This is a genomic window from Lutibacter sp., from assembly GCF_041555395.1.
Lineage (GTDB): Bacteria > Bacteroidota > Bacteroidia > Flavobacteriales > Flavobacteriaceae > Lutibacter.
Genome location: NZ_JBFFKM010000001.1, coordinates 1 through 15,113, shown reverse-complemented (window position 1 = coordinate 15,113; position 15,113 = coordinate 1). Strand labels below are relative to the sequence as shown.

14 protein-coding genes and 1 tRNA gene are annotated in these 15,113 nt (G+C 35.9%); 9 read left to right on the top strand and 6 right to left on the bottom strand.

The window, feature by feature from the left end; genetic code table 11:
- The first annotated feature begins 63 nt into the window (after positions 1-63).
- Positions 64-1,341 carry an amidohydrolase gene (locus tag ABY285_RS00075; RefSeq protein ID WP_372765733.1) on the top strand — a complete coding sequence of 426 codons (1,278 nt, stop codon included), beginning with the start codon at positions 64-66 and terminating at the stop codon, positions 1,339-1,341.
- A 25-nt stretch (positions 1,342-1,366) separates the two neighbouring features.
- Here ABY285_RS00075 and ABY285_RS00070 read toward each other — a convergent pair whose 3' ends face one another.
- Positions 1,367-2,308 carry a GSCFA domain-containing protein gene (locus ABY285_RS00070; RefSeq protein ID WP_372765732.1) on the bottom strand — a complete coding sequence of 314 codons (942 nt, stop codon included), beginning with the start codon at positions 2,306-2,308 and terminating at the stop codon, positions 1,367-1,369.
- Between the two features lie 271 nt (positions 2,309-2,579).
- Complete coding sequence (alaS, locus tag ABY285_RS00065; RefSeq protein WP_372765731.1) at positions 2,580-5,192, bottom strand: alanine--tRNA ligase; 2,613 nt, start codon at positions 5,190-5,192, stop codon at positions 2,580-2,582.
- 236 nt (positions 5,193-5,428) lie between these two features.
- On the opposite strand from alaS, the gene ABY285_RS00060 reads away from it, so the two are divergent.
- The 6 genes from ABY285_RS00060 (at position 5,429) to ABY285_RS00035 (ending at position 9,253) form a co-directional block, all read left to right on the top strand.
- Entirely contained in the window at positions 5,429-6,400 is a 972-nt protein-coding gene (locus tag ABY285_RS00060) for a M23 family metallopeptidase (protein ID WP_372765730.1), read from the top strand.
- Positions 6,400-6,732: a MerR family transcriptional regulator gene (locus ABY285_RS00055; RefSeq protein WP_372765729.1), complete on the top strand. Its 333-nt coding sequence runs from the start codon at positions 6,400-6,402 to the stop codon at positions 6,730-6,732. Before ABY285_RS00060 ends, ABY285_RS00055 begins: the two co-directional genes overlap by 1 nt.
- 84 nt (positions 6,733-6,816) lie before the next feature.
- Positions 6,817-7,425, top strand: coding sequence for a LemA family protein (locus tag ABY285_RS00050; RefSeq protein WP_372765728.1), 609 nt, complete (start codon positions 6,817-6,819; stop codon positions 7,423-7,425).
- Complete coding sequence (locus ABY285_RS00045; RefSeq protein WP_372765727.1) at positions 7,426-7,863, top strand: TPM domain-containing protein; 438 nt, start codon at positions 7,426-7,428, stop codon at positions 7,861-7,863.
- Between the two features lie 9 nt (positions 7,864-7,872).
- On the top strand, positions 7,873-8,679 hold the full coding sequence (locus ABY285_RS00040) for a YgcG family protein (protein WP_372765968.1): 807 nt from the start codon (positions 7,873-7,875) through the stop codon (positions 8,677-8,679).
- A 46-nt stretch (positions 8,680-8,725) separates the two neighbouring features.
- Complete coding sequence (locus tag ABY285_RS00035) at positions 8,726-9,253, top strand: hypothetical protein (protein ID WP_372765726.1); 528 nt, start codon at positions 8,726-8,728, stop codon at positions 9,251-9,253.
- 113 nt (positions 9,254-9,366) lie between these two features.
- Here ABY285_RS00035 and cydB read toward each other — a convergent pair whose 3' ends face one another.
- The 3 genes from cydB to der form a co-directional block, all read right to left on the bottom strand.
- A complete protein-coding gene (gene cydB / locus ABY285_RS00030; RefSeq protein ID WP_372765725.1) occupies positions 9,367-10,443 on the bottom strand; it encodes a cytochrome d ubiquinol oxidase subunit II in 1,077 nt (358 codons plus the stop codon).
- Complete coding sequence (locus ABY285_RS00025) at positions 10,444-11,778, bottom strand: cytochrome ubiquinol oxidase subunit I (protein ID WP_372765724.1); 1,335 nt, start codon at positions 11,776-11,778, stop codon at positions 10,444-10,446.
- A gap of 196 nt (positions 11,779-11,974) precedes the next feature.
- Positions 11,975-13,276: a ribosome biogenesis GTPase Der gene (gene der, locus ABY285_RS00020; protein ID WP_372765723.1), complete on the bottom strand. Its 1,302-nt coding sequence runs from the start codon at positions 13,274-13,276 to the stop codon at positions 11,975-11,977.
- Positions 13,277-13,395: 119 nt separating this feature from the next.
- Here der and ABY285_RS00015 point away from each other — a divergent pair, with 119 nt between their 5' ends.
- The gene (locus ABY285_RS00015) at positions 13,396-13,899 is read left to right on the top strand and encodes a GTP-binding protein (RefSeq protein WP_372765722.1); all 504 of its coding nucleotides are present in this window, start codon (positions 13,396-13,398) and stop codon (positions 13,897-13,899) included.
- A gap of 41 nt (positions 13,900-13,940) precedes the next feature.
- Here ABY285_RS00015 and era read toward each other — a convergent pair whose 3' ends face one another.
- Positions 13,941-14,822 carry a GTPase Era gene (gene era, locus ABY285_RS00010; RefSeq protein ID WP_372765721.1) on the bottom strand — a complete coding sequence of 294 codons (882 nt, stop codon included), beginning with the start codon at positions 14,820-14,822 and terminating at the stop codon, positions 13,941-13,943.
- Positions 14,823-14,918: 96 nt separating this feature from the next.
- Here era and ABY285_RS00005 point away from each other — a divergent pair.
- Positions 14,919-14,991, top strand: a tRNA-Met gene (locus ABY285_RS00005).
- Positions 14,992-15,113: the final 122 nt, after the last annotated feature.

Here is a 15,113-nt window from a genome sequence, read left to right as displayed (position 1 = left end):
ATTAAATTTTAAAAACATTATCGTTTCATAATTTTTTATATATTTAAAAAAAATATATTTATAATGAAAAAACTAGCCATACTATTTTTTATGACTTTTAATGCTCAAAGTCAAGAAGTAGATGACCTTATTTCTAATATTGAATCTAAAGTGATTGAGTGGAGAAGAGATTTCCATGAAAACCCGGAGTTATCTAACAGGGAATTTAAAACTGCAGAGAAAATTGCCAACTATCTAAAAAGCTTAGGATTAGAAGTGCAAACAGATGTTGCTCATACCGGAGTAGTAGGTATTTTAAGAGGAGGTAAATCTGGACCAGTTGTGGCTTTAAGAGCAGATATTGACGCACTTCCAGTTACAGAAAGAACGCCTGTTTCATTTGCTTCTAAAGTTAAAAGCACATACAATGGAATTGAGACAGGTGTAATGCATGCCTGTGGACATGATACACATATTGCTATTCTAATGGGAACAGCTGAAGTTTTGTCTAAAATAAAAAATGATATTCATGGAACTGTAAAATTTATATTTCAACCTGCGGAAGAAGGACCTCCAGAAGGAGAAAAAGGAGGCGCTAAATTAATGGTTGAAGAAGGTGTGTTAAAAAACCCTGATGTTGATGTTATTTTCGGATTGCATATAGCTTCTGGGACTGATGTTGGAGTTATAGGGTATAAACCAGCAGGTGCAATGGCAGCAGCGCAACGCTTTGTAATTAAAGTAAAAGGAAAGCAAACGCATGGAGCCAGACCTTGGGCAGGAGTTGATCCAATTGTTGTTTCCGCTCAAATAATAAATGGTTTGCAAACAATTATTAGCAGAGATACGGAGTTGACAAAAGAAGCTGCAGTTATTACAATTGGAATGATTCATGGAGGCGTACGCAACAATATTATTCCTGAAGAAGTAGAAATGACAGGAACTATTAGAACATTGGATTTTGGAATGCAGAAAAAATTAAATGATGAAATGATGCATCGCGTACCAGCAATTGCGGAGGCTTTTGGTGCTAAAGCAGAAATAGAAATTAAGGAAGCGACGCTAATAACTTACAATGATGTAGAACTTGTAAATGAGATGTTACCTACCTTACAAAAAACTGCAGGTGAAAAAAACGTACATTTAATGGCTGCCATTACCGGTGCTGAGGATTTTTCATATTTTCAAAAGGAAGTCCCGGGATTTTATTTTTTCTTAGGAGGAAAGCCGGTTAACCTTAAATCTGAAGACGCTTCAGCACACCATACTCCGGATTTTTATATTGATGAAAGCGGAATGATATTAGGCGTAAAAACATTTGTAAATTTAACTTTAGATTATCTGAATAATAACCCTAAATAAAGTTTTTTTTGAAAGTATGGATCACCTAAAATTTAATATTATAATTGTTTTTTAAAACTTGAATTTTTTGATTTAGGTCTAACAAAAACTTCAGGTGTTGTTCTGAATTCGGATTGAAGGGTTTATGCGCCAATCCTTTTTGGATACTGTAAACTTCTTTCATGATGGAAGCCGTATTTTCATTTATCCAAGCGCGCATAAAATGTTCCCAAATATAATCAACGGCAGTTTCATTGGGGTGAATCATATCGCTGTTATAGAAACGGTAATCGCGCAAATCATCCATCATCATTTCAAAGGAAGGAAAATAGCGCCCATTAACAATACTTATGGTTTCATGAATTGCCGAAATTAAATGCGCTTTGCTTTGTGAATTTTCAACAAAACCATCTTTTATATGGCGTACAGGACTTACTGTAAAAATAATAGTTGCCTTCGGATTAACTTCTGAAATTCGATTGCATATATTTTTTAATGAAACGGAAATTTCTTCGATGGAGAGCAGTTCTTTTACAAACTTTTTTTGTGGAACTTTATGGCAATTGCCAACGATGGCATTGGTTTCAATAAATCGGTAAACCCAGGCAGTTCCTAAAGTAATGATAATATGCGTTGATTCGCTGAGTTGCTTATTTGTTGATTTAATGGCTGAATTAAGATTGAAAATCAATTCATTTTTAGCAACGGCGCTTAAATCGGAATGTGAATCAAAACAATGCCAACGTTCATTTAAAAGAAAAACATCACGATCAGTATATATTTTTTCATTTAATGAATTCTCAATTAAAGTTTCAATGGCTTTTGGATTGAATAAAATGCCAAACGGATTGCTGGCAACATCAAATTTATAATAAGCCAGTTTTTTGCTGATATTTTCTGAGAAACAAGAACCAATTAACAACAATTTAGAAGCATAATCAATTTGATTTTCTTCTTTTTGAAGTTGTATGTTCGTTCTAAAATTCATTTTTTGAATTGTTTACCGCCTGCGTTCGGCATGTTTGATTACTCGTTTAGCTTCTAACTTTTAACTTGCAGTCTTTCTTCGCTCTTTTATAGGCTTGTGCTCTTTCTTTTTTAACTTCTAATATCTAACTTCTACCTTCTAACTTCTAACTTCTAACTTCTAATATCTAATATCTAATATCTAACTTCTAATATTTAACTATTGCCTATTGCCTAATGCCTAATTCCTATTGCCTATTGCCTATATTGCCTATTGCCTATTTAACTTAGTTTTAAACAACATATTTTTTTCCTTCTTTCAAAGCTTCTTCAATTCCTTCAGGTTTTTTACCTCCTGCAGTTGCGAAATAAGCTTGTCCGCCGCCGCCGCCTTGAATTAATTTACCCAGTTCACGAACCACTTTCCCGGCATCCAACTGTTTTTCATCCACCAAATTTTTATCGATATAACAGGTTAAAAAGGCCTTTCCGTCAGCTTCGGTTCCTACCAGCAAAAACAGGTTTTCAATTTTATTTCCAAGATCAAATGCCAAATCTTTAATGCTGTTTTGGTCTAAATCCAGTTTCACGGCCAAATAGTTAACACCGTTAATAGATTCAGCCAATGCTATTAAATCACCGGTCAAATTTTTGGCTTTGTCTTTTTGCAAAGCTTCAACCTGCTTTTTTAAGGCGGTATTTTCTTCCTGTAAATCGGTAATGGCTTTTACCGGGTTTTTAGTATTTTTTAAAACCTCTCTGACTTCAGAAAAAGACTGACTATTTTCAAGAAAAAATTCTTTTGCGGCGTCGCCCGTGATGGCTTCAATACGTCTAACTCCTGCCGCAATTGCACCTTCAGATACAATTTTAAAATGCCATATATCGCCGGTATTTTGAACATGCGTACCACCGCAAAGCTCCACCGATTTACCAAACTGAATAGCGCGAACTGTATCTCCGTATTTTTCGCCGAACAATGCCATCGCACCTTTCTTTAAGGCAGTTTCAATGGGGATATTTCTGTATTCTTCCAGCTTAAGTTTGTAATCAATGCGTGCATTTACAAAATCTTCCACAGCGCTCAATTCATCAGCAGTTAATTTTGCAAAATGCGAAAAATCGAAACGCAAACTTTTTGAATGCACCGCAGATCCTTTTTGTTCCACATGAGTTCCTAAAATTTCACGCAATGCCTGGTGCAATAAATGGCTGGCAGAATGATTGCATGCGGTTCTGAATCGTTGTTTTTCATCAACAACAACTTTAAAAGTTTGAGACGGATCTTTGGGCAAACTTTTAGCAAAATGAATAATTAAATTGTTTTCTTTTTTGGTATCAACAATATAAATGACGTTTCCATTGCTCACTTCCAAATAACCTTTATCGCCTACTTGTCCGCCACCTTCAGGATAAAAAGGCGTCATATTAAACACCAATTGGTACAAATCGCCTTCTTTTTTGGACGAAACTTTTCGGTAACGGGTTATTTTAACATTTGCTTCAAGCGTGTCATAACCAATAAATTCTTCTTCGGCATCATCATACAAAATAACCCAATCATCTGTTTCAACAACTGCTGCAGCTCTTGAGCGGGTTTTTTGTTTTTCCAATGCTTCTTTAAAAGCTGTTTCGTTCAAAGTCATTCCTTTTTCAGAAAGAATCAAAGCGGTTAAATCAATAGGAAAACCAAAAGTATCAAATAGTTCGAAGGCTTTTTTACCCGAAACTTCTTTTCCTTTGGTATTTTTAATAATACCGTCCAATAAAACCAATCCTTGATCTAAAGTTCGCAAGAACGAATTTTCTTCTTCTTTAATTACATTGGTCACTAATTGTTTTTGGGATTTCATTTCAGGGAAATAGTCTCCCATTTGATGACTCAAGGTAGTCGCCAATTTGTAAATAAACGGTTCTTTGGTGTTTAAAAAAGTAAATCCATAACGAATTGCACGTCGCAAAATTCTTCTTATGACATAACCGGCTCCTGTATTTGAAGGCAATTGTCCGTCGGCAATCGCAAAGGCCACTGCACGAACGTGATCGGCAACCACGCGAATGGCAATATCGGTTTCTTCGTTTATGCCATATTCATTGTTGGTAATGGCTTCAATTTCTCTGATTAGCGGTGTAAAAACATCTGTATCGTAATTGGATTGTTTCTTTTGAAGCACCATGCACAAACGTTCAAAACCCATTCCGGTATCTACGTGTTTTGCTGGCAATTTTTCCAGTGACCCATCTGCTTTTCGGTTAAATTCCATAAAAACCAGATTCCAAATTTCTACCACTTGTGGATGGTCATTATTCACCAAACTTTTACCTGAAACTTTCGCTTTTTCTTCAGCAGATCTTATATCCACATGAATTTCGGAACAAGGTCCGCATGGGCCTTGCGCACCCATTTCCCAAAAGTTATCTTTTTTGTTTCCGTTAATAATTCTGTCGTCTCCAATGTATTTTTTCCACAAATCGTATGCTTCATGGTCGTATTCCAAACCTTCATCTTCCGCGCCTTCAAAAACGGTGACATACAAACAGTCTTTATCTATTTTATAAACATCAACCAACAATTCCCAAGCCCAGGCGATGGCTTCTTTTTTAAAATAGTCTCCAAAACTCCAGTTTCCCAACATTTCAAACATAGTGTGGTGGTAAGTATCTTTGCCCACCTCTTCCAAATCGTTATGCTTTCCTGAAACCCGTAAACATTTTTGGGTATCGGCAACACGTTTTTCAGCAGCGGTTTTTTGTCCCAAAAAATACTCTTTAAACGGAACCATGCCCGCATTGGTAAACATAAGCGTTGGGTCGTTTTTCAATACCATAGGTGATGATGGAACGATAGCATGTTTTTTTGAAGCAAAAAAATCTAAAAATTGTTGACGTACGAGTTGTGATTTCATATATAATATTCTTTTTAATGGTCATCGTCTAATTGCTTCTGGTTCTGCCCCTTGCCGGCAGGTATTGTGGCGATGGTTTTAATTTTTTTGACTATAGTCTTATTTGTTAATTATATGCTAAATAATAAGGGGCATACCAATTGTGTAAAACATTTTGTAAATTTGTCGTTTATGCTTCAAAATATTGTCGCATATTTTGTTGTTTTATAACGCAAAAATAATATAATTTTTATACAATGGCGAAGGTAAAATATTATTACGATTCAGAGACGCTATCCTATCAAAAGATAAGGCCAAAAAAAAGGGAGCAAATAAAGAAATTTGTGTTGACCTTAGCGAGCGCAACTGTTTTTATGATACTGGGTTTTGTTGTTTTTACCGCAATTTTTGAATCTCCCAAAGAAAAAGAATTAAAACGACAGTTGGAATTTGTAAAATTAAATGAAGAACTGCATGCCAAGAAAATGGTTCAGATGGGAGATGTTTTGGCTGATATACAAGATAGAGACAACAATATTTACCGTTTATATTTTGAAGTAAATCCCATTCCTGACGAACAGCGTAAGGCGGGTTTTGGAGGAATAAACCGCTATAAAGCACTTGAAGGTTTTAACAATTCTGAAATGATTATTGATGTTACCAAAAACATGGACATCTTGTCAAAGCAGTTGTATATACAGTCAAAATCGTTAGATGAAATTGTAAAATTGGCGGCAGATAAAGAAAAATTATTGGCTGCAATACCCGCCATTCAACCAGTTAAAAATGAAGATTTAACACGAATGGCTTCGGGGTACGGATGGCGATCTGACCCTTTTACAAAAGCAAGAAAGAAACATAAGGGAATGGACTTTTCTTCCCCTGTGGGAACACCAGTGTATGCATCAGGTGATGGCTATGTGGAAAGGGCCGACCAAAACGCTGCAGGGTACGGAAAGCACATCAGAATAGAACATGGCTTTGGCTATACTTCCCTGTATGCGCATTTAAGTAATTACAATGTAAGGAGAGGCCAAAAAATTAAACGGGGAGATTTAATTGGTTTTGTTGGAAATACGGGGCGTTCACAAGGTCCGCACTTGCATTATGAAATTTATAAAAACGGAACAGCTATAGATCCTATTAATTTTTACTACGGAAACTTGTCGCCGGAAGAATTTGAAGCTATGCAAAAAGCAGCACAAATTGAAGGACAATCTCTTGACTAATGCATATAGATTTACCTGAAAAGCGATATTACAAAATTGGTGAGGTTGCCAGCGCATTTGGCGTTAACACGTCTCATATTCGGTTTTGGGAAAATGAATTTGACATTTTAAAACCTAAAAAAAACAAGAAGGGTAATCGCCTTTTTACTCAGGAAGACATCAAAAATCTAAAGCTGATTTATCATTTGGTTAAAGAAAAAGGATTTACCTTAGAGGGAGCAAAAAACAAAATGAAAGAGCATCCAAAAGCCGCGAAAGACAATCAGGAAATCATCACACGTTTAGAGGGCATTAAAGAAGAACTGATTAAAATTAAAAGCCAAATTGGTTAAAAATATTTTTGACAGCATTGTAACGAAATTGCTTTTTGGTAAACTAAATTAAAGGATATTATAAACAATTAAAAATCGAAAAAAATGAAAAAGTGGTTAATACCCGTAATAATTTTAGCAGTAATAGCTTTTGCAGGTTATAGCTGGGTAAAAGGATTTTACAACACAACAATTCAGTTAAATGAAAGTGTTTCTGAAAGTTGGGGGAATGTACAAACAGCTTACCAACGAAGAAATGACTTGATAGGAAATCTGGTAAACACTGTTAAGGGTGCTGCCGATTTTGAAAGAGAAACATTAACCCAAGTAATTGAAGCACGTGCAAAAGCAACATCAGTACAAATTGACCCAACCAATATTACACCTGAGCAACTGACTCAGTTTAACCAGGCTCAGGGAGGTTTAAGTGGTGCTTTAAAAAGTTTATTGGTAACGGTTGAACGTTATCCTGATTTAAAAGCAAATCAAAATTTCCTGAAACTGCAGGACGAATTAGCAAGTACTGAAAATCAGATTTTAACGGCCCGTACACGTTTTAATGAAGCTACAAAACCATATAATAATCACGTAAAGAGATTCCCAAATTCAATATTGGCGGGAATTTTTAATTTTGAGGGCAAACCTTATTTTGATGCTGAAGCCGGCGCAGAAAATGCCCCTGAAGTAAAATTTGATTTTGGAAAAAAAGAATAAATGTCAAAAATTGAAGATTTTTTAACAACCGCACAAGAACAAGACATTATTAAAGCGATTGAAGTGGCAGAAAATAACACTTCGGGCGAAATCCGTGTCCATATTGAAAATAAAACAGATTTACCTCCAAAGGAAAGAGCTTTGGAGGTTTTTCATTTGTTGGAAATGGAAAAAACGGAATTAAGAAACGGCGTATTGTTTTATGTGGCTGTTGAAAGTAAAAAGTTTGCCATTTTAGGCGATGAGGGAATCCACGCGAAAGTGACGGAAAACTTTTGGGATGCTGAAAAGGAGTTGATGCTTTCTTATTTCAAAAAGGAAGAATTTGCATTGGGTTTGGTGTTGGCCATCACTGAAGTTGGAAACAAATTAAAAGAATTTTTCCCTTATCACTCTAATGACTCTGACGAATTATCTAATGAAATTTCAAAAGGATAATAACTAATGATGTATAAATCGACGATAAAACAGATTACATTTTTTATAACCATTTTGTTGGCGCAGGTTGCTTTTGGGCAATTCACCATTCCCGAAAAACCAAAAGTGCAGACAAGTGTTTACGATTATGCAAAACTATTGACAAGCGAACAAAAATCGACGCTCGAAAACAAATTAATCAAATATTCCGATTCCACTTCAACCCAAATAGTGGTGGTTACCGTAGAAACTATAAATGGCGAAGATATTGGAATTTTGGCGCCAAAATGGGGACATCAATGGGGAATTGGACGGGCAAAAGAGGACAATGGTGTCTTTGTGTTGTTGGCCAATAAAGAACGAAAAATATGGATTGCGCCGGGATATGGCGTAGAACATAAACTAACGGCGGGGATTACCGGTGAATTGGTTAGAAATGTTATTATTCCCGAATTTAAAAAAGGAGATTTTTATGCCGGTTTAGACAAAGGAACTGATGCTGTTTTTGAGATATTAAAAGGGACTTATAAAAGCAAAAAATCGCCTAAAGATGAAAGTTCGGGTATTCCGCGTACATTTATTATAGCCATTATTTTTATAATTTTATTGGTCGTTTTTTCAAAGAAAAATAAAGATCAAGGCGGAAACGACAAAGGTAAAGGGTTTAGAAAAGATACAACAGGAATGGATATTTTAACAGCCATACTTTTGAGCCGGGCTGGAAGAGGCGGCTTTGGCAGCGGCGGATCAAGTGGCGGAAGTTTTGGCGGTGGCGGCTTCGGCGGTGGTTTTGGCGGCGGCGGATTTAGTGGTGGCGGCGCAGGTGGCGGCTGGTAATCTTAAGTGACATTTTTATATTATTTACTTCTAATTTTAATCCTCAATGAATTTATACGTTGAATTTGTAACAGCATACCCAATTTATAGTGCCATGATACAATTTGCCCTATTGGGTACTTTGGGAGATATCATCTCTAAATGGATGCAACAAGGTAAAATATTCTTGCCTTATAAGTTGCCGATTATTGCATTAAAAATGCTGGAATGGGCAATCATTGCCGTCACCATTAAATATGCTTTTGTAGGCTATCAGGGGTTTCTGGAAAATCTGGTTGCGCACCATTTAGTTCCAGAGATGGGATTGTTTGGAAATGCGTTTGCCTTATCAGTATTTATGAATTTACAATACGGTTTGTTTCTGGTTCTTTTTCATAGGTTTCTTGACAATCTTATAGCCAAACAAAACAACTGGAAAAATATTGATAAAGGAATGCTTTCTTTAATTTGGTTTTGGATTCCTGCACATACCCTTACTTTTATGTTAGACAAACCCTATCAAATTGGTTTGGCCGCAATTTGGTCTCTAGTTTTAGGATTTATTTTGGGCTATTACAATCGGGAAATTAAATAGTTTATTTTTTTTTCTTGCGGTTAAAAGTGTTTTGCAGAATTGCAGTCAAAAAGGTCTTGAGTCTGTGCTCTCTTCTCTTTTTTCAACCTTCAACCTTCTAATATCTAACTTTTTTAATGATGATCATGTTTTTCCGTTAATTTGCCTTTATAAACGCGGTGCACAAAAGTGACATAAACCAGGATTAACACAAAAGCAATAATCCACCATATCAAACCTACCTGTAAAGCATAGGTTTCTGATGAGGTGTTGTAAATGGTGAGCGAAGGAATTTGTGAATTTGTGCTTTGCAACACAACGGGAAACATAGCGGTAACGGCACTTCCTATACCACTAATAATAAATAAGGTTGAACTTGTAAATCCCAGCCAATGCTTTTCGCTTTTTGCAAATAAAAGCATTCCGATGAAACCCGACAAGGCCATAAAAGGCAATATATAAGCAGTAGGGTGCTGGACAAAAAGTTCTTGATTGAAGGATTTCATAGCCATAAAGGCGAACAACGAAATGAGAATAAAAACCAGTAAAACTAACCAAAGTGATACTATTTTTGATTGCAGTTTTTTCACAAAATCACCTTCCGTTTTTAAAATTATCCAGTAGGCACCATGAATGGTTAAGGTTAAAACTGCAACCAACCCAATGGTCAGGGTAAACCAGTCCATGACACCCGGAAGTTCTGCAAATGGTGAAAAACTGCCATCCCACAAAGGCGTGAAAAAAGAGTATTGATGCTTAAATTGTGCTACGCCGTTTTCAACACCACCTAAATTTACGCCTCTGATAATATTACCGAAGGTAATTCCAAAAAATAATGCCAATAACAAACTGGAAATCCCAAAACCTTTTTGCCAGGGTTTTATCCATAATTCGTGATTGATTAAGTAGGTAAATTCAATGCCAAGCGCCCTAAAAATAAACAGCCAAAGAATAAAGATGAGCGGCAAATAAAAACCGCTGAAAGCCGAAGCGTATAATGTTGGAAAGGCCGCAAATAAAACGCCTCCGGTGGCAACAAGCCAAACTTCATTTCCGTCCCAATACGGGCCAATGGCTCTCATAACTTGTTTTTTCTCCTCGTCTGTTTTTGCGAAAAATAAATGTATAATTCCCGCGCCAAAATCAAATCCGTCCAATACGATATACATAACCAGCATAAAGCATAAAATCACATACCAAGTTATTTCCATTTAAGTAGTTTTTATAGTTGTTTCCGGGCCTTTATACACAATTTTACCAACCAGTATTAACATAATAAATCCTAAAACCAGATAAAGCCCTACAAATCCCAACAAAGTAAATAAAGAATTACCTGCGGAAACGTTTTCTGAAACACCATCGGCAGTTTTGAACAAACCATACACCAAATAAGGTTGGCGGCCCAATTCAGAAGTATACCAACCCGCCGTATTTGCAATGTAAGGGAATGGAATCGCAAATAGCAGCACCCATAAAAACCAACGTTGCAGTTCTAATTTTTTACGCCATAAATACCAGACACCCAAAAGCATTATTCCGATAAAAATGGTACCCAACCCAACCATAATATGGTATGAATAGTATAAACCTGGGATGTTAGTTGGCCATTCTGATTTCGGGAAATCGTTCAGCCCTTTAATTTCAGCGTTCCATCTTTGATAGGTTAGGAAACTCAAAAGATTAGGAACTTCAATTTTATTATCCAATCGCTGTGTTACCATATTTGGTTGGCCAATTAAAACGATTGGCGCGCCTTCTTCGGCATCAAACAATCCTTCCATGGCGGCCAAAGTGATTGGCTGCTTTTTCGCCACTTGCTGCGCCAATAAATCTCCCGTTGGAAAAGCAACAGACAAAGTTGAAATAGCGCCTGTTATAATGGCTGTTTTTAGGAATAATAGTCCGTATTGATGGTGTTTTTTTACCAACAAGTAAAAAGCGCCCGTACCTCCAATTACGAATGAAGTGGTCACTAATGAAGCCATTTGGTTATGAAAAAAAGAGGGTAATAACCACGGATTTGAAAATAAATCGGAAAAGTTTTTCAATACAAATTTGCCATTTGCCAAAATCTCATGACCTACCGGATTTTGCATCCAGGAATGTGTCGCAATAATTAAATAACCACTTGCCCACGCCCCAATAAAAATTAAAAAAGCCGTCATAAAATGAAGCTTTTTGCCCAGTAATTTTTCTCCAAATAAAAATAATCCCAAAAAAGATGATTCCAGAAAAAAAGAGAACATGCCTTCCATAGCAAGGGTTTGGCCTATAATATTTCCTGTGCGTTCTGAAAATTGCGCCCAATTGGTTCCAAACTGAAACTCCATTGGAATACCGGTAACCACGCCCATCGCAAAATTAACAGCAAATATTTTTGCCCAAAACTTTGCGGAATCGTTGAAGATAAGTTGATTGGTTTTTAAGTAAAGACCTTTATAAATAACGATGATTAAGGCCAGTCCCATAGTAAGTTGGGGAAATAAATAATGATAAGTTATCGTAAAAGCAAATTGTAACCTGCTATATAACAGCGCGTCATCCATAAACTGTAATTTTTAACAATAAACACTAAAATTACAGTTTATTGTTAACAAACAAGATGATTTAAATGACAGAATTTTTTCTTTTACGCTCGCGGCCAAAAGTTCTTGCGGTCTTTTCTCACTTCTGTTTTTTTCTGCTTTTGAACTTTCTACTTCGGCCTTCTGACTTTCAAACTTTTAGCTTCCCGTCAGGGTTTTACTTCTGTCTGAAATAAACGACTACAGGAACTCCTGTAAAGTTAAAAATTTCGCGCATTTTGTTTTCAACAAAGCGTTTATATGGCTCTTTAACATATTGAGGTAAGTTACAGAAAAACACAAACTGCGGTGTTGGAGTTGGTAACTGCGTACAAAATTTAACTTTGACGAATTTACCTTTAATAGAAGGGGGCGGATTTTGTCTAAAAATATCCAGCATAGCTTCATTTAACTTACTAGTTGGAATGCGTTTTTTTCTGTTTTCAAAAACTTCAACAGCAGTTTCAATGGCTTTAAAAACACGTTGTTTGGTTAAGGCGCTAATAAAAATGATTGGCACATCCTTAAATGGTGCAATTTCTTCTCTTATTTTAGCTTCAAAATCCTTCATGGTATTGGTTTCTTTTTCAATCAGATCCCATTTATTTACCAAGATTACAATTCCTTTTCTGTTTTTTTCTGCAAGCCAAAAAATATTTTCATCCTGTCCTTCAAATTCGCGGGTTGCATCAACCACCAAAATGGCAACATCACACTCTTCAATGGCTTTTACGGCGCGCATGACCGAATAAAACTCTAAATCTTCTTTAACTTTCGATTTTTTTCTGATTCCGGCAGTATCCACTAAATTGAATTCAAATCCAAAACGATTGTATTTTGTGTCAACAGTGTCGCGTGTTGTGCCGGCAATATCTGTTACAATATTTCTTTCTTCACCAATCAGCGCATTTATAAATGAGGATTTCCCTGCATTTGGTCTTCCAACAACGGCAAATCTAGGCAAATCGTGTTCTTCTTCAACTTTTTCATCCATTTCGGTAACAAGGGCATCCAAAAGTTCACCGGTACCGCTTCCATTAATCGAGGAAAGCGTGAAATATTCTCCCAATCCAAGGTTGTAAAACTCTACAGCATCTGCTTCACGCATAGAATTGTCAACTTTGTTAATGGCCATAAAAATCGGCTTTTTTATTTTGCGAAGCATATTGGCAACCTCAACATCCATAGGTGAAATCCCTTCTTCCACATCAACAACAAATATGATATAATCGGCTTCATCAATAGCAAGTTGAACCTGTTTTCTGATTTCTTCTTCAAAAATATCTCCGGAACCAATGGCATATCCACCTGTATCAATTACGGAAAATTCCTTTCCGTTCCAATCACTTTTTCCGTAATGTCTGTCACGCGTAACACCACTTACCGAATCAACAATGGCGTCTCTTCGTTTTACCAAACGATTAAACAATGTTGATTTCCCAACATTTGGCCTTCCTACAATGGCTACAATATTACTCATGTGTTTTTTAATTTTTTGCAAAATTACGCTTTTTTATTTTGAAAATTTAGGTGTTATCAATTCTAAATTAGACATGTAATAAAAAACAGTATATTTCAATCCTGAAAAAATTGAATTATATGAATGAACAAAAAAGCAGCGATATATATCTTCGTCCCAGATTTAAAATGAATTATGAGGAAAATCAGCAAAAACTGATTGCGAAATTTGCAGAAAACTTAAAAGATGCAGATTGCAGGTATTGCTCTAAAATTAGTGACGGACACATAATAATTGATGTTCCTACTGAAGAAAATCATTTTTGGTCGCCGCAATTGAATATAGAAATTGAAAAAATTTCAGAAAATAAATCAATTGTAAAAGGATTGTTTGGGCCTAAGCCGCAAGTATGGACGTTGTTTATGTTTATCCATTTTGCCATGGCGGTGGCTTTTATTGGGTTTTCAATAGCTGCCTATGTGCAATGGTCTTTAAAAAGCGATTATAAAACAGCTTTAATAACCACCTTGGCCTTACCAATTTTATGGATTCTAATGTATTTTTTGGGCAGAATAGGAAAAAGAACAGGCCACAAACAAATGAACGAACTCCATGATTTTATGATGGAAACTTTACAAAGTTAAAAGGGAAATAGCAAAAAAAAATAACAACCAACAACCAACAACTAGTCATTATAACCAAATCGTCTAAGTTGACGTTTGTCGCTTCTCCAGTCTTTATTCACTTTTACATACAATTCCAAATGAATTTTTTTATCGAAAAACTTCTCTAAATCTTTTCTGGCTTCAACACCTACTCGTTTTAGGGCAGCACCTTTATGTCCTATAATGATTCCTTTTTGGGTTTCGCGTTCAACCATAATAACAGAACGGATTCTTATAATTTTGTCACTTTCAATAAATTCTTCGGTTTCCACTTCTACGGAATAGGGGATTTCCTTTTTGTAATGCATCAATATTTTTTCACGAATGGCTTCATTGATAAAAAAGCGTTCAGGTTTGTCTGTTAACTGATCTTTTGGGTAAAAGGCAGGCGACTCTGGCAATAATTCGACAATACGATCAAAAAGACCGTCAACATTAAACTTTTCCAAAGCAGAAATCACATATACTTCAGCATTCGGTACTTTTTCTTTCCAATAAATTACTTTTTCTTCCACTTCTTCTTGGGTAGACTTATCTATTTTGTTGATTAACAAAAGTACAGGAACAGAAGTGGTTTTAATTTTTTCGAAAAAGATTTCGTCTTTTAATTCCTTTTCACCAATCTCAACCATATAAATAAGTACATCAGCATCTTCAAAAGCCGATTTCACGAAACCCATCATGGAAGTTTGCAGTTCATAAGCTGGTTTTAAAATGCCAGGCGTATCGGAAAAGAGGATTTGAAAATCTTCTCCATTCACAATCCCTAAAATTCTATGGCGTGTTGTTTGCGCTTTTGAGGTAATAATTGACAACTTTTCACCAACAAAGGCGTTCATTAATGTGGATTTACCTACGTTAGGATTCCCTATAATATTTACAAAACCTGCTTTATGCTTCATTTTCAAGATATAAACGACAAAGGTAATCCTAAATATTTTTAATTTTAAAAAATTGATTGTTTTTTTGAAAACAAGTTGTACATTTGCAATCCAAATCGCGGGGTAGAGCAGCAGGTAGCTCGTCGGGCTCATAACCCGAAGGTCGCTGGTTCGAGTCCAGTCCCCGCTACAAAGCAAAGAAGTGAGCAAAACAACGGTTTAGATTGATCTAAACCGTTTTTTTTATGCCTATCTTAAATGAAATGCTTAACTTCGAATACCAAAATGAACACGTTTTGGAACACGATTTGC